At 41.5% G+C, this 19,844-nt stretch carries 19 protein-coding genes; 8 read left to right on the top strand and 11 right to left on the bottom strand.

Annotation, left to right across the window (positions count from 1 at the left end; genetic code table 11):
• Nucleotides 1-26 precede the first annotated feature (26 nt).
• From purB to ABJ384_RS09430, 9 genes are all read right to left on the bottom strand, one after another.
• Nucleotides 27-1,415 carry an adenylosuccinate lyase gene (gene purB / locus ABJ384_RS09470; RefSeq protein ID WP_349926978.1) on the bottom strand — a complete coding sequence of 463 codons (1,389 nt, stop codon included), beginning with the start codon at nt 1,413-1,415 and terminating at the stop codon, nt 27-29.
• A 63-nt stretch (nt 1,416-1,478) separates the two neighbouring features.
• A complete protein-coding gene (gene hflD, locus ABJ384_RS09465) occupies nt 1,479-2,210 on the bottom strand; it encodes a high frequency lysogenization protein HflD (protein WP_086195683.1) in 732 nt (243 codons plus the stop codon).
• Between the two features lie 16 nt (nt 2,211-2,226).
• A complete protein-coding gene (mnmA, locus tag ABJ384_RS09460) occupies nt 2,227-3,360 on the bottom strand; it encodes a tRNA 2-thiouridine(34) synthase MnmA (protein ID WP_200224858.1) in 1,134 nt (377 codons plus the stop codon).
• 4 nt (nt 3,361-3,364) lie between these two features.
• Complete coding sequence (locus ABJ384_RS09455) at nt 3,365-3,850, bottom strand: NUDIX hydrolase (RefSeq protein WP_180176819.1); 486 nt, start codon at nt 3,848-3,850, stop codon at nt 3,365-3,367.
• A 586-nt stretch (nt 3,851-4,436) separates the two neighbouring features.
• On the bottom strand, nt 4,437-4,712 hold the full coding sequence (locus tag ABJ384_RS09450; protein ID WP_180176619.1) for a hypothetical protein: 276 nt from the start codon (nt 4,710-4,712) through the stop codon (nt 4,437-4,439).
• Nucleotides 4,713-4,896: 184 nt separating this feature from the next.
• Nucleotides 4,897-5,439 (bottom strand): gamma carbonic anhydrase family protein, encoded by a 543-nt coding sequence (locus ABJ384_RS09445; RefSeq protein WP_349926975.1) that lies wholly within the window; start codon nt 5,437-5,439, stop codon nt 4,897-4,899.
• A gap of 95 nt (nt 5,440-5,534) precedes the next feature.
• Nucleotides 5,535-6,683 carry a D-alanyl-D-alanine carboxypeptidase PBP5/6 gene (gene dacC / locus ABJ384_RS09440; protein WP_349926973.1) on the bottom strand — a complete coding sequence of 383 codons (1,149 nt, stop codon included), beginning with the start codon at nt 6,681-6,683 and terminating at the stop codon, nt 5,535-5,537.
• A 119-nt stretch (nt 6,684-6,802) separates the two neighbouring features.
• Complete coding sequence (locus tag ABJ384_RS09435) at nt 6,803-7,189, bottom strand: hypothetical protein (protein ID WP_086195657.1); 387 nt, start codon at nt 7,187-7,189, stop codon at nt 6,803-6,805.
• Nucleotides 7,190-7,423: 234 nt separating this feature from the next.
• Nucleotides 7,424-7,798 carry a hypothetical protein gene (locus tag ABJ384_RS09430; protein WP_349926972.1) on the bottom strand — a complete coding sequence of 125 codons (375 nt, stop codon included), beginning with the start codon at nt 7,796-7,798 and terminating at the stop codon, nt 7,424-7,426.
• 110 nt (nt 7,799-7,908) lie between these two features.
• Here ABJ384_RS09430 and surE point away from each other — a divergent pair, with 110 nt between their 5' ends.
• The 3 genes from surE to ABJ384_RS09415 all read left to right on the top strand — a co-directional run bounded on the left by surE (nt 7,909) and on the right by ABJ384_RS09415 (nt 10,628).
• Nucleotides 7,909-8,679 (top strand): 5'/3'-nucleotidase SurE, encoded by a 771-nt coding sequence (gene surE / locus ABJ384_RS09425; protein ID WP_166166976.1) that lies wholly within the window; start codon nt 7,909-7,911, stop codon nt 8,677-8,679.
• A 116-nt stretch (nt 8,680-8,795) separates the two neighbouring features.
• Complete coding sequence (locus ABJ384_RS09420; RefSeq protein ID WP_166166973.1) at nt 8,796-9,605, top strand: peptidoglycan DD-metalloendopeptidase family protein; 810 nt, start codon at nt 8,796-8,798, stop codon at nt 9,603-9,605.
• A 93-nt stretch (nt 9,606-9,698) separates the two neighbouring features.
• Nucleotides 9,699-10,628: a LysR family transcriptional regulator gene (locus ABJ384_RS09415; RefSeq protein ID WP_166166970.1), complete on the top strand. Its 930-nt coding sequence runs from the start codon at nt 9,699-9,701 to the stop codon at nt 10,626-10,628.
• A gap of 54 nt (nt 10,629-10,682) precedes the next feature.
• On the opposite strand, the gene ABJ384_RS09410 is transcribed toward ABJ384_RS09415, so the two are convergent.
• On the bottom strand, nt 10,683-11,894 hold the full coding sequence (locus ABJ384_RS09410) for an aspartate aminotransferase family protein (protein ID WP_349926969.1): 1,212 nt from the start codon (nt 11,892-11,894) through the stop codon (nt 10,683-10,685).
• Nucleotides 11,895-12,057: 163 nt separating this feature from the next.
• Here ABJ384_RS09410 and grxD point away from each other — a divergent pair, with 163 nt between their 5' ends.
• Nucleotides 12,058-12,399: a Grx4 family monothiol glutaredoxin gene (gene grxD / locus ABJ384_RS09405; RefSeq protein WP_086175639.1), complete on the top strand. Its 342-nt coding sequence runs from the start codon at nt 12,058-12,060 to the stop codon at nt 12,397-12,399.
• Between the two features lie 65 nt (nt 12,400-12,464).
• Here grxD and ABJ384_RS09400 read toward each other — a convergent pair whose 3' ends face one another.
• A complete protein-coding gene (locus ABJ384_RS09400) occupies nt 12,465-15,104 on the bottom strand; it encodes an ATP-binding protein (protein WP_349926967.1) in 2,640 nt (879 codons plus the stop codon).
• A 183-nt stretch (nt 15,105-15,287) separates the two neighbouring features.
• Between ABJ384_RS09400 and ABJ384_RS09395 the strand changes: the two genes are divergently transcribed.
• The 4 genes from ABJ384_RS09395 to rpmE all read left to right on the top strand — a co-directional run bounded on the left by ABJ384_RS09395 (nt 15,288) and on the right by rpmE (nt 19,795).
• Nucleotides 15,288-17,450 (top strand): MFS transporter, encoded by a 2,163-nt coding sequence (locus ABJ384_RS09395; protein ID WP_349926965.1) that lies wholly within the window; start codon nt 15,288-15,290, stop codon nt 17,448-17,450.
• Between the two features lie 289 nt (nt 17,451-17,739).
• The gene (gene gloA / locus ABJ384_RS09390) at nt 17,740-18,141 is read left to right on the top strand and encodes a lactoylglutathione lyase (RefSeq protein WP_166166964.1); all 402 of its coding nucleotides are present in this window, start codon (nt 17,740-17,742) and stop codon (nt 18,139-18,141) included.
• A 227-nt stretch (nt 18,142-18,368) separates the two neighbouring features.
• A complete protein-coding gene (locus ABJ384_RS09385; RefSeq protein WP_349926963.1) occupies nt 18,369-19,367 on the top strand; it encodes a bile acid:sodium symporter family protein in 999 nt (332 codons plus the stop codon).
• A 203-nt stretch (nt 19,368-19,570) separates the two neighbouring features.
• Nucleotides 19,571-19,795 carry a 50S ribosomal protein L31 gene (gene rpmE, locus ABJ384_RS09380; protein ID WP_001200845.1) on the top strand — a complete coding sequence of 75 codons (225 nt, stop codon included), beginning with the start codon at nt 19,571-19,573 and terminating at the stop codon, nt 19,793-19,795.
• Nucleotides 19,796-19,844: the final 49 nt, after the last annotated feature.

Raw genomic sequence — 19,844 nt, 5'->3', positions numbered from 1 at the left:
CTAAAAATCAGACTAATAATCAGAAATTAAATTTTAGAAATAAGGTCTTTGATTTGTTTTGCTTGAGTTGAAGCATTACCTGTATATGTAGCAGGTGTCATTTCAGCCAGACGTGCACGGTCAGCAGCAGGAACAGCTTCAAGTTCGTTCCCGTTTACGAAATCAACCATCATCTCACGAGTCATCGCTTGACCACGAGTCAGGGCTTTTAATTTCTCGTATGGTTTTTCAACTGCATAGCGGCGCATTACAGTTTGGATCGGTTCAGCAAGAACTTCTTGAGCATGGTCAAGATCTTCCAGAATACGCTGTGCATTCAATTCAAGTTTGCCAATACCTTTAGAACAAGCTTCGAATGCGATCAAGCTTTGTGCAAAACCAACACCCATGTTACGAAGAACAGTAGAGTCTGTTAAGTCACGTTGCCAGCGAGAAATAGGTAGTTTTTCACCTAAGTGAGCCAATACTGCATTGGCAATACCCAAGTTCCCTTCAGAGTTTTCGAAGTCGATTGGGTTGACCTTGTGCGGCATGGTTGAAGAACCCACTTCGCCTTCTTTCAAACGTTGTTTGAAGAAACCAAGCGAGATATAGCCCCACACATCACGGTTAAAGTCGATCAAAATCGTGTTGAAACGACGTAATGCATCAAACAATTCCGCCATGTAGTCATGCGGTTCAATTTGAGTGGTATACGGGTTAAAAGTTAAACCTAAAGATTCAACAAATGCTTGCGAGTGAGCAGGCCAGTTGATTTCCGGGTAAGCAGAGTAGTGCGCGTTGTAGTTACCTACAGCACCATTGATTTTGCCCAATAATTCAACTTGTTTGAATTGCTTGATTTGACGTGCCAAACGGTAAGCCACGTTCGCCATTTCTTTACCCAAAGTGGTCGGGCTTGCAGTTTGACCATGGGTACGAGACAACATTGGTTGTTCAGCATGAGTTTCAGCCAAAGCAACGATTGAATCGATAATTTGTTGCATTGCAGCAACTAAAACTTCACGACCATTTTTAAGCATTAACGCATGAGACAAGTTGTTGATATCTTCAGAAGTACATGCAAAGTGAATGAATTCACCGGCATTTTTCAATTCTTCGATATCAGCAATCTGTTCTTTCAGGAAATACTCAACTGCTTTAACGTCATGGTTTGTGGTACGTTCAATTTCTTTAATGCGGTTGGCATTTTCTTCAGAGAAGTTGGCAACAATTGCATCAAGCGCAGCATTGGTTTCTGCACTGAAAGCAGGAACTTCAGTGATTTCAGGACGGTTTGCAAGCGCTTGTAACCAGCGTACTTCAACAGTCACACGAGCGTGGATTAAACCAAACTCAGAGAGGAAAGGGCGCAAAGCATCACATTTGCTAGCGTAGCGTCCATCTAATGGAGAAAGTGCGGTTAAAGCGTTCATAGCGATTCCTTAAACTTTGGAATTAAACGTAAAGCGAATAATAAAAATTCGTTCATGATCAGGTTAAACCACCTGATACTGTAAACGGGCAAGATCTTGAATATCCTGGAGCAGCTTGCGCTTGCTAAAAATCATGCCCCATGAGCTGCCACCTAACTGACGCCATAAGTGCGCCAGTTGCAGGCCAGTAAACAGGGAAGCGCGAATTCGGTTGGTATGGGCACTATCTTTAAATGCTTCGGCATTACCCTTGACCATAATGCGGGGATTAATTTGTCCCGCAGTGTCTATATAGGTTTGGGCAAGGTTGGCAATAATGCTGGGATGTAAATAGTTATTATCGAAAAAAGACAGCTGTTTTAGAATTTTTTGTTGTGATTGTTCGATAATTTCAACAAACTTGGGATTGCTATAGACTTTTTTCTCTAACTGTAACAACGCCATGGCATAACTCATTGGTAATTTGGCGTTGGAAAATTTCGGTAAACGTGATTTAGGAGAAGGATTAAAAGGTTGGGTAATGCTGCTTTCTAATGTTTTTAAGCCAAGGGAAATATCGGCCAGTTGATTAAAGAAGTCTAGGGTTTGACAGGATTCATTGGAAGTAGGACGGATATTCAGGCTGGCTTTAATCAGTTGTTCTAAATAGAAGCTGCCATTTTCACCAATACTGTGTTGTCCTGACATGGCTGTCATATGGGTCAGCTGTGTCGACTGGAACACAGCTGCCAACGCCAAAGCACGGTTCTGACGTACATTCAAAGTCCGAGGCTGTTGAAAGGGTAACTCAGCCATGCCTATCGCTTCCTTTTTAAATAAAATCAGGTTTTGGTGCATTGGTATGATGAATCACACCGCCACCTAAACAAACTTCATCTGCGTAGAACACTACACTTTGTCCTGGAGTCACCGCACGTTGCGGTTCGTCAAATTCAACACGTACGCCATTTGGCATATCGGCATCTTGATAAATGACACAAGCCTGATCCGGCTGGCGATAACGGGTTTTAGCCGTACAGCGGAAACCTGTTACTGGAATATCCTGCTCACCCGCGACCCAGTCAATCGCTTCACTCCAAAGTATAGTACTTTGCATTAGTGGATGCTCATGACCCTGACCAATAACAAGGCGATTGTTTTCAATATCTTTATAAAGCACAAACCAGGCGCCTTCGGCTTCGCCTTTCAGACCACCTAAGCCGATACCGCCACGTTGACCGAGCGTATAGTACATTAAGCCGTGATGTTCACCAACCTCTTTGCCGGTATCCAGTAAAATTTTTCCGGGTTGGGCTGGAAGATATTGTTTTAAAAAGTCATTAAAACGGCGTTCACCAATAAAGCAGATTCCGGTGGAGTCTTTTTTCTTGGCGGTTGCCAGACCCAGTTCTTCAGCAATTTTACGCACTTGTGGCTTTTCAATTTCACCGACAGGGAACAAAGTCTTGTTAATTTCACGGCCATGTACGGCATGCAGGAAATAAGTCTGGTCTTTGTTTTGGTCAAATCCGCGTAATAAAGGTGCATATTCTTCACCACGCGAGTTGGTCATGGTTTCACCACGACGGCAGTAATGACCTGTGGCAATAAAGTCTGCACCCAAGTTCACGGCGTGATCTAAAAAGGCACGAAATTTGATTTCTTTATTACATAAAATATCCGGGTTTGGGGTGCGACCAGCCGCATATTCTGCCAGGAAGTGCTCAAACACACGATCCCAATATTCCATGGCAAAATTGGCGGTATGCAGTTTGATGCCAATTTTGTCACACACTGCTTGCGCATCGGCAAGGTCTTCCATCGCCGTACAGTATTCCGTGCCGTCATCTTCTTCCCAGTTTTTCATGAAAAGACCTTCAACCTGATAACCTTGTTGAAGAAGAAGTGCTGCAGACACAGATGAATCTACACCACCAGACATACCGACGATGACACGTTGTTGCATAGGATTAGGCATCCAAAGTTGTAAATAGGGGAGAATTTTGGTGCTCATAAACGAGCGATAAAGGATATTTTTGACCGGATAAGGCATCTTTGACGGCTTTAATCACCAAGGGACTACGTGCGCGTGCAGATTCTTCCAGTTCGTCCAATGTCATCCATACGGCACCCACGATTCCAGTATCCAGTTTTGCATCTGTATGATGATGCAGATCTGTGGCTAAAAAGCAAAAACGGAAATAGGTACGGTCAGGGAACATTGGCGGAGTATAGGTATATATGCCAAGCAGGTCTGTAATTTCTACATCATGCCCGGTTTCTTCCATGGTTTCACGAATGGCCGCCTGTATAAGCGTTTCTCCACATTCGACATGACCTGCAGGCTGGTTAAATACAGTATGTGTTACCCCTTGAGTATGTTCTTCAACAAACAGGAATTTTCCATTTTTTTCAATAACAGTAGCGACGGTAACGTGGGCAGTCCAAGCGGTCATAGAAAAGCACCATGGGGTAAAAGGGGTATTCTACAAAATTTAGCGCGTGGTGGCTATGCTGATCTGAATTGAAACTTCAGTTGGTTAATTGATTTTAAATTTAGCTGCTAGTTCTTGTACTTTCTTAAGTAAGAATAAATTGGGTGATTTATTTTGAATTAAAGCCAGATATTCATTTCAAGCTTTGTCCAGTTATCCATATTCTGCATAAGTAATTAATTTAGCAAAAGGAATGCCTAAAATTATTTTGTTATTATCAAGAAAATAAATAAGTTTTTGTTTAGAATTGGTTTTTTTTTTTAAAAGATAAATATTACCATCTAAATTTTCGACTATTTCATTATTCAAGTCATTAAAATGTGTATTTTCATTTAAGCTATACCGAATCTCAGCGTTATTCGATCATGCAGTAATTCGGTAACCACAAGTATTCAGATTCAGTTGAAAAAGTAGAGATATTAGTATTTGAAAAGTTGTAGGCAGATAGTCAATATTCAGGTGAAAAAAATACCAATATCTATCGTAAAATTAATTTTATCTTTAATATTTCATTAAATTTAAATTTAAATTTTATTAGGTACTAAACCTAGTTTTTTTGGCATCTAAACTTTAATTCAGTAGAACCTAGTCTTGCAGGAATAGCGGGTATAGTTTTTTCGTCCAGAATTATCATCGTTTGATTGTTTTTTTTACAAAAGTCATTAGCTTCTCTATATACAGAAGCTTTGTTTTCTAAAGATACTCCTAGCCCAGGTGTACCATCTTTTTTGCCAATAAAATAAGAATCTGTACCAATAGGGATGACTCCTGTACTTGCACAGCCAGTAATTAACAGTAACCCGACATAGAGAAAATGCTTCATATTTTTCCTAAAATTAATCAACTCTAATAGTTATTTTGCACCTGTTTAAATATTAAATGGCATGCAATGTAACCTATTGTTTATCATGTTTTTTATTTTTTGGCATTCAAGACTAATAAATATTCATTTAGAGATACCTTATTTTTAATGCTTATTAATTCTATCGGCTTCTATAGCTTAATAATTAATGTGTTTCATCTAAATAATTATTCGCCACTTTCACATAATGTCTTGCTGAATAAGGCAAAAATTCTTTTTCTTTCTCTGTAAGTGGACGAACTTTCTGTACCGGACTGCCGACATATAAATAACCACTTTCCAGACGTTTGCGTGGTAGAACCAATGAGCCTGCACCAATCATCACGTCATCTTCAATCACCACATCATCTAAAACGATGGTGTTGATCCCCACTAATACCCGATTGCCAATGGTACAGCCATGTAAAGTCACATGATGGCCAATCGTCACATCTTCGCCAATAATTAAAGGTGAACCTTCAGGTTTATCGGCTTTTTTATGGCTGACATGCAGCATGGCATGATCCTGCACATTGGAGTTTTTGCCAATATGAATATGATTGACATCACCACGAATCACGGCAAAAGGCCACACCGAAACATTTTCAGCAAGTACCACATCGCCAATGACGACTGACATATCATCGATATAACATGAGTCATCAACTTGCGGTGCGGTATTTAAATAGGGACGAATGTTTTTAGCCATGTGAGGGGGTTCAGTCTGTCAATTTTCAAGCATTATAAAATAAAAAAGCATCCAGACCGAAGTGTGGATGCTTTAACTTAAGTCTAAAGCTGTACTTAGAACAAGTTTGCGAAGAATTGTTTGATGTGATCAATCATTTTTGCAAAGAAACCAGCTTCTTCAACAGCTTGAAGGGCAACCAGCGGTTTTTCTGCAATCACTTTACCGTTCAAGGTAGCTACATATTTACCGACTACTTGACCTTTTTTAAGTGGTGCAGTCAGTTTAGGTTGAACCACCAATTGAGTTTTAATAGCATTGGCTTCGCCTTTAGGCATGGTCACGTTAAAGTTTTCTGCCAGACCAATTTGAACATCATTGCTTTTGCCATACCAAACTTTTGACTTGGCTAAAACCTGATTGGCAGGTTGAACCTTAACAGTTTCAAAGTTTGCATAACCCCAAGCCAAAATTTCACGTGTTTGTGAGGCACGTTCGTTCATGCTTGGTGCGCCAAAAATCACGGAAATTAAACGCATTGGGCCACGTTTAGCGGAAGTGGTTAAGCAATAGCCAGCTTCTTCAGTATGACCTGTTTTTAAACCGTCTACACTTGGGTCTGTATAAAGCAAGGCATTACGGTTACCTTGTTTAATGCTGTTAAAGCTAAATTCTTTTTCAGAGTAGATTGGGTAATATTTTGAACTGTCATGAATGATATGTTGCGCAAGTGTTGCCATATCTTTGGCAGTCGAGTAGTGACCTTCTGCAGGCATACCCGTTGCATTGATGAAGCTGGTATTGGTCATGCCAATACGTTTTGCTTCCTGATTCATCATGTGCGCAAAGGTACCTTCATTGCCGGCAATATGTTCTGCCATAGCTTTAGAGGCATCGTTACCAGACTGAATGATAATCCCACGCAGCATTTCCAGTGCTGTTGCAGTCCCGTTAAGCGGAACATACATACATGATTCCGTGCTGCTACCACGACACCACGCAGATTCGTTCATACGAACTTTTTCATTTTCAGTGAGTTCACCGCTCAATAACTTTTGTTCGATGATATAGCTGGTCATCATCTTGGTCATTGAAGCAGGTGCTAATTTTTCATTTTCATTTTTTGATGCGAGGATTTGCCCTGTCTCATAATCCATTAAAACATAAGATTTATTATTGAGTTCTGGCGGTGCAGATAAGACAGTTGCTGCGTATGTGAAGCTCGGCAATAGTAATAATGCAGCAAGGGCGCTTTTGTGGGTCATTCTGGGTGGTTCCAATATCTTAATAATAAGCACAAAGAGCTTTGCATTTTAGGACAAAGCAAAGCTGACTTCTATGGGGGAAATCAGCTTATTTTCAAAAGTATTGTAACCAATTTGTGTTATTTGCTGTATGTGGTGAGTTCTTGGCAAATTTCCTGATTTTTTGCATCTCCAGCTTTTTTTGCATCGTTACGTGCTTCAGCTAAAACAGGCTCAAATTTTTTCTCTTGGCTGAGTTTAGCCAGGCTCGAAACCGCATTATTGTCGGCAGGTAAATATTCTTGTGCCAGCTTGGCATAACCTTGTTCAAATTGAGCGCGATCATTCACTAAATCTGGACATACTTCTGAAAGTACATAAATGGCTGCCAGCTCTTGCTGGGTGACTTTTTGTAGTGGCGTCACTTCAATATTTTCATCTGGTGTGGCTGCATGAATCATAGACAGGGTCATGGCAGCAGTGGTTAACAGTCCCAAAGAAAGCGGTTTAAGCATAGATAATTTCATTAAACAGACCTGAATGATTTAAAAACATCACAATAATAAAAATAAGATTAACGGTATTTGGGGTAATTGTAAGTACACAAATGTATTAAAGCTGTTGAAAATGATGACGTTCATCAAAAAAATATGAAAACAGCAAAGGATTAAAAAAGGCATAAAGAGGAATCTTCTTTATGCCTGTGGTCATAATAAGAGGTTTAATATTTTAGATAACTTATATAAAACAAGACCTAATGATCAAACCTGATAATTTACAACATCTTCGCAAACCGATTTTTGTTCATCTTTACTGGTTTCTTTTGCAGCTTGGCGAGCTTCCTCCAGAACAGATTTATACTCTGAATCTGCTTGAATTTTATCAAAAGTCATTGATTGATCTGAATAGTCTTGCAGATAGGCCTTAATCAACAGTTGAATATTTTGATCAAATTTTGCATTTTTACCAATAATGGTAGGACATACTTCAGCCATCACTTGAGTTGAAGCAAGGTCTTCTTTCACAATTGTATTGGCTTCTTCCAGAGATAAACCGTCATTGGCTAACACAGTAGAAGATAATAATGCCGCAATGCCTAACCCCAATAAGCCACGAAATGATATGCTTTTAGTCATTTTTAAATCACACTTTTTGAATGGATGTTGAGCGTCAAATATATATAATTTTCTATACAATTCAATCAAATGTTCTGATTAGTCATTTTTAACCGTTAAGAGATGTTTAAGTGAATATATTAATTGCCAATGATGATGGTGTTTTTGCTCCCGGTATTCAGGCCTTGGCTCAAGCTTTGGCTCCGCTTGGTCGTGTAGTCATCGTTGCTCCAGAAAGTGAACGCAGTGGTTTTTCCAGTGCACTTACCTTAGATCGTCCTTTACGACCTGTTCAAATTTCAGCAGATGTCTGGGCAGTCAATGGAACACCCGCAGATTGTGTATATCTGTCCATGAACGGCTTATTTGATTTTGAATTTGATCTGGTGGTCAGCGGAATTAACAGTGGGGCAAATCTGGGTGATGATGTGCTTTATTCTGGTACTGTCGGAGCCGCGTTCGAAGGCCGCCTAATGAAACAACCGGCTATTGCCGTCTCCATGGCCGGTCCCAATGTCCGTTCTTATGACAATCCAAATGATTATGCCGTAGCAGCAAAATGGGTGCATGATTTTATTGCCCAGGGTTTGCCGACTTTACCGCCACGTCATATTTTTAACGTGAATATTCCAGATATATCTGAATTGAGAGGTTCGAAAATTACTTATCAGGGACGTCGCAGTCAATCTAAACCGATTAGCAGTCATGTAGACCCACGTGGACGTCAGGTTTATTGGATTGGTTTGTCAGGTGAGGCTGTCGCTGAACCTAAAAAAGGTTTAACTGAAATAGAATCGGATTTTTTTGCGGTGGCAAATGGCTATGTCAGCATTACGCCAATTCAAATGGACGCGACAAATTATGAGATTTTGCACACATTACATGCAGAGTTTTCCAAATAATGCCCAGTAGTGTTATAACTTTGTGAAAAAGCAGAATTGACCCTATTTTTCAGATGCTTTTTTGCTAATCTTAGTGCAAACCAATAAATAGACTTAATGTGTAGAGAGGAAGATTAATGCACTTGGTGTCACCATATCGCTTATTTGCTGCGCCTGTGGGTTTGTTGAAAACCATGGTCTTGTCTACAGCTGTTATTGCCACAGCCATTTTGAGTGGCTGTGCTTCAAAACCACAAGTTCATAATGCGACACGTTATGCGGCTGCACCGGATTACTATACGGTTCGATCTGGAGATACATTAAGCGGAATTGCTGCACGTTATGGTCTGTCTTATACCAGTGTTGCCGATATGAACGATATAGCGCCACCCTATCGCATTTATGTCGGTCAATCTTTACGTTTAAAAGATTCAGGCTCACGTCGCACCACCACTACACAAGCGGTGACCCAAGCCGCACCGATTCAGCGTCAAACCGTTCAACTTCCGACTACACCGGCTAAAACTACAGTTCCTGCAACCACGGCGACTGCCCCCGTAGCATCTTCGAAAGTCTCTGCTTTGCGCTGGGTAAAACCAAGTAATGGCGCAGTCATTGCAAACTTTAATGTGGCTGCAAATGTAAAGGGTATTCGTTATGGTGGTAATACTGGAGATGCGGTTTTTGCTGCGGCTGATGGTCAAGTGGTCTATGCGGCTGATGGTTTGAAAGAATATGGCAATTTAGTTCTGATCAAGCATATCGATGGCTACATTACCGCTTATGCCCACAACAGCAAAATGAATGTGAGCAGTGGCCAGAATGTGACAGCAGGGCAGAAAATTGCTGAAATGGGTTCAACGGGTACAAATCGTACTATGCTGGAGTTTCAGGTGCGTTTAAATGGTAAACCTATCAATCCGACCATCGTTTTACCAATAAATTAAATTTTACAAATACAAAACATAAATTTCGCCGTATAATACAATGAGTTGCTTTTATCGGAAAGATAAAGTAATTATAAGTTCAGAGGGAAATTTATGTTAGATCAACTTCGAGCAATGGGTGTGTTTGCTTGTGTTGTTGAAAAAAACTCGTTTAGCGGTGCTGCACGTGAGTTAGGAATCACGACCAGCGCCGTGAGTCAGCAAATTCGTTCTTTAGAAAATGAAATGGAAGTGACACTTCTACATCGATCTACAAGAAAATTGAATTTGACTGAAGCTGGACAGGCTTTTTTCCACAGCTGTCAAGAAATGCTTGCCGCTGCAGAGCGTGGGAAAATCCGTATCAACGAGTTACGCGATGACTTGGTGGGGGATTTACGCATTGCTACAACCCCGGAACTTGGTGCCAATCATGTGATTCCTGCATTGTCTCACTGGATGCAGGCACATCGTGGTTTAGCAGTCCATTTAGAAGCCGATAATCAATATATTGATATACTTGAAGGGCGTATCGATATCGCTTTACGCATGAGCCCAAAAATAGAAGATCATCATTTGAATGTGATGCCTCTGGCTCTGGTAGAGCAGGTGTTGGTGGCTTCTCCAAGTTATTTGAATCAGTCGGCGCCTGTATCGCGGCCTGAAGATTTAAACCATCATGACCTGATTCCAATCAATATTATGAAAAATTATCAACATTTTTCATTTCAACATGCGGCGTCAGATAAAACAGTGAATCTGGAAATGAAATCACGTTTAAGTACCAATAATGTCCTGGTTGCAAAATCATTATGTTTGCAAGGGCATGGTATTGCACGAATTTTATATCTGGATGTACAAAAGGATTTAATGAATGGTGCTCTGGTGGAGGTTTTACCAGAGTGGAAACTGGAAAATTTCACTTTATATGCCATCACGGCAAAAAAAGATCAGCAACCCATGAAGGTTCATCGTTGTTTGGATGCATTAAAACAATACTTTAGCCAGTTACCCGGCGGAAGAATTTACCAGGCAGTTTCATAAAAATGAAGCATAAAAAAGCCGCGATTAGCGGCTTTTTTAGACTGGATTGAAGGCTTAAGCTAAATAAGCCTTGATCATTTTAACCAGACGTTCAATCAACTGATCAGCCTGTTGTTGGCTAATGTTGAGTGGCGGTAATAAACGAATTACAGAACCTGCAGTCACATTGATAATTAAATGATATTCATCACGTGCCACATTGACCAATTCGCCACAAGCTTTTGGTAACTCAATACCAATCATCAGACCAAAACCACGAACGCTAACGTTTTGATCAGCCAGTTGCTGGGTTAACTGCTCAACGATATAACTTCCCATTTTTGCGGCATTTTCAACCAGATGTTCTTTTTGAATGGTATCAATAACCGTATAAACCACACGTGAACCCAAGGCAGTACCACTATAAGTTGAACCATGGTTGCCGGCAGTTAAAACACCAACGCCACGGCCTTGAGTCATCACCGCACCAATCGGGAAACCATTGCCTAGCCCTTTGGCAGTGGTGAGTACATCTGGAACAATATTGGTGTGCTGATAAGCAAAGTATTTACCGGTACGGCCATTACCCGTTTGAACTTCGTCCAGCATCATTAGCCAGTTGTGCTGGTTACAGATTTGACGGATTTCTTCCAGGTAGCTAAAACCTTGAGGGGCGGTATTGACACCCCCTTCACCTTGAATTGGTTCAACTAAAATCGCAACGATGTCCGGATGATGGATGGCCGCTTCTTCAATTGCTTCGATATCACCAAATGGCACACGGATAAAACCTTCAACCAAAGGCGCAAAACCTTCCTGAACCTTTTTGTTACCCGTTGCTGACAGGGTCGCCAGAGTACGACCGTGGAAAGAATGATCTGCAACAATGATTTTAGGTGTGGCTACCCCTTGCATATGACCAAATTTACGCGCAATTTTAATTGCACCTTCATTTGATTCTGCACCACTATTCGAGAAGAAAATTTCTTCCATACCTGAAACTTCAGCCAGTTTCTGTGCAGCAGCGGTTTGCCAAGGTACTTCAAAAATGTTGCTGGTATGAATCAGGGTAGCGGCTTGTTCAGCAATTGCTTCAGTTACCGCAGGGTGTGAGTGACCCAAGCCACATACTGCAATACCGGTCAATGCATCTAAATATTCAGTACCGTCTTCAGTATAAAGATAAGAACCTCGTCCTCGGACAAAGCTGATCGGCTGACGGCCAAATACCGGCATCAAATGAGATGGTTGATCAGTTTGCACAGGAGCAAGGGTAATGTTATTCATGACTAACTCTTATCTGTTAGGAGGGAAAAATAAAAGTTTATATAAGCAAAATCCAGGACAGATTAAAAGCCCAAATGTAAATAAAAATGGAATTATTGCTTTAGACATACTGTTTCCTCCAGTTTTGGGTATAATGCGAGGCAGATTAGTTGAGGATTTATCAATGACTGAACAAGTACGCGATACTGAAGCGTTAATTCGTGACCAAATTGCTAAACATGCAGTATTACTTTACATGAAAGGTACACCACAATTTCCACAATGTGGTTTCTCTGCACGTGCAGTAGAAGCACTCAGTCAAATTGGTCGTCCATTTGCTTATGTCAACATTTTGGAAAACCCGGATATCCGTGCAACTTTACCGAAAATTGCCAACTGGCCTACGTTCCCACAATTGTGGATCAATGGTGAATTGATCGGTGGTAGCGATATCATGCTGGATATGTTCCAAAAAGGTGAGTTAAAACCTTTGGTCGAACAGTACAGCCCGGCACCTGAAGCTTAATTCAGTGATGTGAAGTTGAATTAAAAAAAGCGCCTTGAAGGCGCTTTTTTATATCTCAGAAAAAATCATGCTTTTTCTGTGAGCGGGTCTTGCTCATTGGCTTTCGGCTCAACTGCTGCAGTGGTTACAGCTTGATTGGCAGATGCTTCACCTTTGGTTTTTTTCTTGTCTTTCTTCTTTTTTTTCTTTTTCTTCGGTTCTTCTTCCAGTTCGGCACCATCTTCAAGCGCCTGCCAATATTCTAATTGCGCCATGACTGCTGCATAAATGGAACCTTTACTGTAACGGCCTTTTTTATTCAGTGTGCCGACAGGACGTGCCATTAAAATTTCTAGAGCCTGGTCAATGGTTTCAATGGCGTGAATATGGAACTGACCTTTGGCCACAGCTTCAATCACATCATGACGTAACATCAGGTGTTCCATATTTTGATGTGGAATAATCACTCCCTGTTTGCCTGTTAAGCCTTGCAGCTTGCAGGCATCATAGAAACCTTCAATTTTGGCATTGACACCCCCAATTGGTTGAACCTGACCCAACTGGTTCATGGAGCCGGTAATGGCCCAGGACTGGTCAATCGGTAACTGGCTAATGGCAGAAATAAGGGCAGAAAGCTCAGCTACGGTTGCGCTGTCACCGTCGATTTGACCATAACTTTGTTCAAAGGCGAGTGCAGCCGAGAAGTGCAGCATCTGTTCACGCCCAAAGTGAGCTTTCAGGAAGCTCGACATCAGCAATATGCCTTTGGCATGCAGTGAGCCGCCCAGTTCGACACTACGTTCGATATCCAGAATGTCACCGCCACCTTGATAGACCGATGCAGTCAAACGTGAAGGCAAGCCAAATTCGACATCGGCATACTGAATCACCGACAGGGCATTAATTTGACCCAAACGGTGACCTTTGGTTTCGATTAACTGCGTGCCACGCGTTAAATCTTGCCAGTACAATTCACGTAAATAACCTAGTCGATACTTGCGATGATCAAGTGCGGTATTGATATGTTTTTCTGAGACGGTTTTATCACCGGCTTGCGCTGCATGATGATGGGCTTCCCGGATCAGATCCCCCAAAGTTAAGGCATGCAATGACAATGAACTTTGATCTTCCGCCTGACGGCTTGAGTCGGTGAGCAATGCTGCTAGTGCAGAACGGTCAAAAGGTAACAGTTTGTCAGCCTGAACATAGTCTGCAATCAGTTGCATATAGGCTTGTTCGTTAATGTCATTACGTTGTAATGTATCGGTGAAATCGGCACGAATTTTAAACACGCTGCCAAGTTCAGGTTCCAGTTCTAAAATTTCATAATAAATTTCAGGTTCTGCAAGCAAAATCACTTTAATATTTAATGGAATCGCTTGTGGTTCGATGGAGATGCTGCCGGTTAAGGTCAGCATATGTTCCAGCGAGGACAGCTTTAATTTTCCGGATTTCAGGGCACGTTTTAAACCTTGCCATGCATAAGGCTGTTCCAGCAGTTGTTCAGCTTCGAGTATCAGAAAACCGCCATTCGCCCGATGTAGTGAACCCGGACGAATCAGGGTAAAGTCGGTGGTGATGGTGCCATTTTGAGTAAGCTGTTCCACGTGTCCTAACAAGTTGTAGTGGGTCGGGAAGTCTTCAAAAATGACGGGCGCACCGCTATTCGGCTTGTAGGAAACGATGATATTGGCTTGATAACGTGAAGGCACACGACTGAAGATACCAGGAGCGAAATCATCCTCTTCTTGTTCAAGAATGATTTCTACGTTATTGATAATATCTTCCGCATAATATTGCAGATATTCAGTCAAGCCTTGGACATCAGGATATTTGTTCTGAATAACATCAATACGCGGCAACACCACCTGTTTGGCAATGTCACGGTTGAGATGCTGGACTTTATCCCGAGCATCATCTTCCAAATCACCTAAATGCAGGCCCAAACGCTCCAGTTTCTTATTCATGTAACGAATATTCGATGCAATCTCTGCGCGCTGTTTGCTATTCAGGGCATTAATGTCTTCTTTGGACATTTCCTGATATTCGTTGTCTTTCAGATGGACCGGCACGAAACAGTGCTCATCGTCTTGAGAAATCAGTTTTAAATCGAAATCTGCACCTTCCTTGGTCAGTTCAACCAGGGCCGATTGCTGTTCATCGCCAGTTTGCTCGCGAATCATTTCAATACGGTTGTGATAGGTTTCCGCAGTAAAGCGCCGTTCCAGCTGTTTTAAAATGGTTTGCCAGGTTTGATGCAGCAAAGCCTGGAATTTAGGCGCTTGTCCTGGCGGCAGTTCAAGTGCGATCGGCTGACGGGGAAACTTGAAATTGTTGACATAGACCCAGTCATTCGGGGTTTGCATGGTCTTGGCATGCTGTTGCAGTAAACGCTTGATCATGGTGCGTTTACCTAAGCCTGCTGTACCGACTGCAAAAATATTATAGCCCGAGTAAGGCAAGGCGATGCCTGCTTCAACCGAGGCACGTGCGCGATCTTGCCCAAGAAAGTCATTGAGCGGTTTGATTCTTCGTGTTGACGCAGGAATTTTTTCAAGATTGGGAATATGCGTCAGTTGCTTGGGCTGAAGCTGTGTTTTGGTTAGTGTGTTTTGAATTTCCGGTTGATCGAATGCTGAAATTAAACTGCTTTGTAGAGGGTCTGGTTGAGTCACTGTAGTTGTTGCAGATAATGAAGAATTCATTTGATCGAGTTTTTGGGGCACTGTTTAAATCCAAAACTAAAATATTGCAATAGAGCTTTAAGGTATACAGGTTTAGTTGAAAAATTCAAGCGCGCAGGTCGTTTTTATCGACAAAATAAAATAATGATTTCACAATTATTGTTGAAACTGAACTTATTAAGCGTTTGAATAGCAGCATTCAGTTTTGCAGAAAAAAACAACGTAATGACAACACAATCTACAGGGTGGAAATCTGCCTTTACTGCTTTTCTCGATCGTCGTGCATTGATCATGCTGTTTTTAGGCTTTTCAGCCGGTATTCCCATTCTTTTGATCTTTTCCAGTCTGTCTTTATGGCTAGGTGAAGCCGGCATTGAAAAAAGTGCAGTAACCTTTTTTAGCTGGGCAGCCCTGGGCTATTCATTCAAATTTGTCTGGGCACCTTTGATTGATGAGTTGCCGGTGCCATTTTTGACCCAAAAGCTGGGGCGACGTCGGGCCTGGTTGCTCATTGCACAAGTCTTAATTATCAGTGCCATTTGTACGATGGCTTTTTCTAATCCAGCACTCGGTCAGGGTTATTTATATCAGATGGCAGCAGGAGCTGTATTACTGGGTTTCTCTGCAGCAACTCAGGATATTGTGATTGATGCCTATCGTATCGAACTTGCAGAAACTGAAATGCAGACAGTGCTTGCCTCGACTTATAATGCAGGTTATCGCATCGGCATGATTGTGGCTGGAGCAGGTGCATTGTTCCTTGCGGCCTCACTTGGAACGGCTAAGGGAAACTATATTTATAGCGCCTGGAAAATCACTTATTTGGTTATGGCAGCAGTCATGCTGGTCGGAATTATCACCACTTTAGTGATTCGTGAACCGAAGGTTGATCGTAGTTATAAGGATTATAAGCGTAGTGATTACTATCGTCTGGTGGCCGTGTTTTTTGTTGCCGTGATTGGCTTTGTATTGAGCTATATTTTTTCTGGAACTGTAACTGAATCTGTTAAGATACAATTTGCAATTACCGATTCATTATTGTTGTTTTGCTTTGAAAGCTTACGTTTTATTGGATCTGCTGCGGTAGCTGTATTAGTTGGCTCATTATTGGTCAAGATGGGTGCGGTCAACAAGCAAATGGCTATGGAAACCTGGATCAGCCCGATTGCCGATTTTTTTAGACGCTATGGCTTAAAGCTGGCTTTGGTTCTGTTATTGCTCATCGGTTTCTATCGTATCTCAGACATTATTGCCGGGGTCATCTCTAATGTGTTCTATCAGGATTTAAACTTCAGTAAAGAGCAGATTGCTGAAGCAGTAAAAATTTACGGGGTGATTTTCAGCCTGGTCGGTGGTTTCCTGGGTGGCTTGTTGGCACAGCGTATGAACATTATGAAACTGATGTTTGTTGGTGCAATTTTGGCCAGCTCAACCAACCTGATCTTTATCGGTTTGGTGAAATCAGGCCAGCCAACCCATGATGTTCAAGTCACGGTAGGTCAGCACAAGTATCAGGTTCAATCGGATGAAGTGGGTTACTGGAAACTGAAAGTGCCGAGTCAGGTTTTGGCACAAGCCAATGCAGTACAGGTTCAAGTGCAATATCAAGATGATACACAACCCTCAGTAGTGAGCACAGTTCCCTATTTAAAACAGAATGCGCAACAGCAAGGTGCTCAATCAGGCATGATGCAAATTCTGCCGGTGACCAGCGATAATGTTATTGCTTCAAATGAACAACAGAACAGTCTGGTGGTACGGGGCCAGTATGTTGGGCAGCCCTTGAATGAAACACAAAAAATTGTCCTGAGTTTGGACGGTCAAAAATTTGATGCCAATCTGGACAAAACAGGTGTATTTAGCACCGCTATTCCAGCAGAAAGCCTGGTAAATTCAGCATCAAAACAGCTTGTGGCTGAAGTGATCGATAATGACAAAGCCATTTTAAGCGCACAGCATCGCTATACTATCGATATGAACTCAACTACAGCCAAAGATCTGGATATTGATGTACAGCCTTTAGCTGCAATCAATGTTCAATCGGCTGACGATGTTGAAATTAGCGGCAAGGTCATTAAACCTTATAGTTCACTGTGGTTATATTTTGCCATTATTGTCGATAACCTGGCATCTGGTTTGGCAGGTGCAGCATTCATCGCATTCCTGTCCAGTTTAACCAGTGTATCTTTCACGGCAGTACAATATGCCATTTTCAGTTCGCTGATGACTTTAACGCCGAAGATTTTAGGCGGCTACTCAGGAACCATTGTGACCAATATCGGTTATCCGAATTTCTTCCTTATGACCACGCTGATTGGCATTCCAATTTTAATCTTGGTGGTCTGGGTGGCGAAGCTGTTGCGTGAACATCAGCAACAGTCCAATTAAGCTCAAATTTTAAAAAAATGAATGAAAAACCCATTTTGTCTTGAAGATGAAATGGGTTTTTTCTTTGGCTAAAAATTGCAGTAAAGGTTCAGTCTTATTTTTTAAATAGCCTAAGCAAAGACTCCATCATTATCGTGCGCTGTGCTGTTAAGCAGAATATTGATTTAAAAATGTAATAATAATGGGGACGTGGAATAATAAATGATATCTACTACCAGATTGCGAAATTGAATTTTCCACAGCAACTCCCTATAGTGTCTGTAAAAATTGAAACATAGGAAAATGAATGATGCGCATGCTGCATACCATGTTACGTGTAGGCAATCTGGAACAATCTTTAAAGTTTTATACTGAAGTACTCGGTATGACTTTGCTTCGTAAACGTGATTATGAAGAAGGTCGATTCACTCTGGCTTTTGTCGGCTATGGTGATGAAGAAAACCATACCGTACTGGAATTGACGCATAACTGGGACACAGAAAGTTATGAGCTGGGCAATGGCTATGGCCATATTGCGATTGCGGTCGATGATGCCTATAAAGCCTGTGAAGAGATCAAGGCACGTGGTGGTAAGGTGGTGCGTGAAGCTGGTCCAATGAAGGGTGGTGTTACCGTGATCGCTTTTGTTGAAGATCCAGACGGCTATAAAATCGAGCTAATTCAGCAAGATGTTAATGCCAGAAATAACTAACAGACTTCTTTGCTCATTATTGACACTCTTTTTATTTTTTCTCCCATAAGGATAAATAAAAGGAATTGATGACAGAAGTCTCATCATAAAGTGATATAGATAAACTAAATATTCAACATTGAGTTGAAACACTGGCTTTATTTATTCAGCCCAGTAAGATGAAACTTTACCGCAAGGTAAAATCACTTATTGGGTTTTTTATTGGCTGTCATTTACAGGACGTAATAATGTTAAAACTGTTGGCATTGGACCGCTTTACCATTTTGCTGGTAGTGATGGTAATTTTGGCCAGTATAGCTCCAGTAGCAGGCGGAGCTGCAGATGTTTTTGGAATTTTAACCAGCATTGCCATTGCAATCCTGTTTTTTTTACATGGAGCAAAACTGTCCCGAGAAGCGGTGATGCAAGGCATCATGCACTGGAAGTTTCATGTGGTGGTTTTTGTATTTACTTTTGCATTATTTCCTATCCTTGGATTACTTGCACAACCCATTCTGTTACCTCTATTAGGTAAGGAACTGTATTGGGGCTTCCTGTTTATGTGCTTCTTGCCCTCTACCGTGCAATCTTCCATTGCGTTTACTTCGGTAGCAAAAGGTAATGTCGCCAGTGCAGTGTGTAGTGCTTCATTTTCCAATATCGTTGGTATGTTTATTACCCCGGTATTGGTCAGTTTCTTTATTCTAGGTCAGTCACAGCATGGTTTTGATCCAACTTCCTCGATTGTTCAAATCACCTTGTTATTACTGGTGCCGTTTATTTTAGGGCAAATCCTGCGACCATATGTTTATCCTTTGATGCTGAAAAAGCCAGGTATAGTTAAAGCCTTTGATCAGGGCACTATTTTAATGGTGGTGTATGGGGCATTTAGTGGGGCAGTAGTTGCCGGTTTGTGGCAAGAAGTGAGCTGGCAGACGTTGCTGATTTTGACCGTATCCTGTTCAGTATTCTTGACTATCATCATGCTACTGGCTTTATATCTTCCAAAATGGCTGGGTTTTAACCGGGAAGATCAAATTGCCATGTTCTTTTGCAGTTCAAAAAAAACATTGGCTAGTGGAGTGCCGATGGCACAAATTTTATTTATTGGCCAGCCTTTGGGTATGATTGTTTTGCCAATTATGATTTTTCATCAAATTCAGCTTATGGTCTGTGGAGTCATTGCCAACTACTGGTCAAAACATCCTGTAGATGAGTTTAAAGAGATAGAAGAGGGTAAAGAATAATTCGCTATCTGTTATTTTTTCCCGTATAATTGCGCCCACTTGTTGTGCTTAGCTCTGACGGTATCCGTCTCGGTGGGCCAAAAGAATGGTCTGTTGTGGTGTTGGTCTGGCTTTTTCCTGGATCAAGCTTATTCCTCATGAATCATGAGAGTGATCAATTGCGATGACAGCATAAGCCTTTCTTAACTTAGGAGTAATCGACGATGCGCGCCGATATTCACCCAAAATATGAAAAATTAGTTGCTACTTGTTCATGTGGTAACGTAATCGAAACTCGTTCAGCGCTTGGTAAAGAAACAATTTACCTAGACGTATGTTCAGCATGCCACCCATTCTATACTGGTAAACAAAAGAACGTGGACACTGGCGGCCGTATCGACAAATTCAAACAACGTTTTGCAGGTATGTCACGTTCTATCAAACGTTAATACCCAAAATGAAAAAAACGGGCTTCTTGCCCGTTTTTTTTATGTCTGT

The sequence above is a fragment of the Acinetobacter sp. A1-4-2 genome (assembly GCF_040233925.1).
Lineage (GTDB): Bacteria > Pseudomonadota > Gammaproteobacteria > Pseudomonadales > Moraxellaceae > Acinetobacter.
This window is presented reverse-complemented; position numbering and strand designations above follow the sequence as displayed.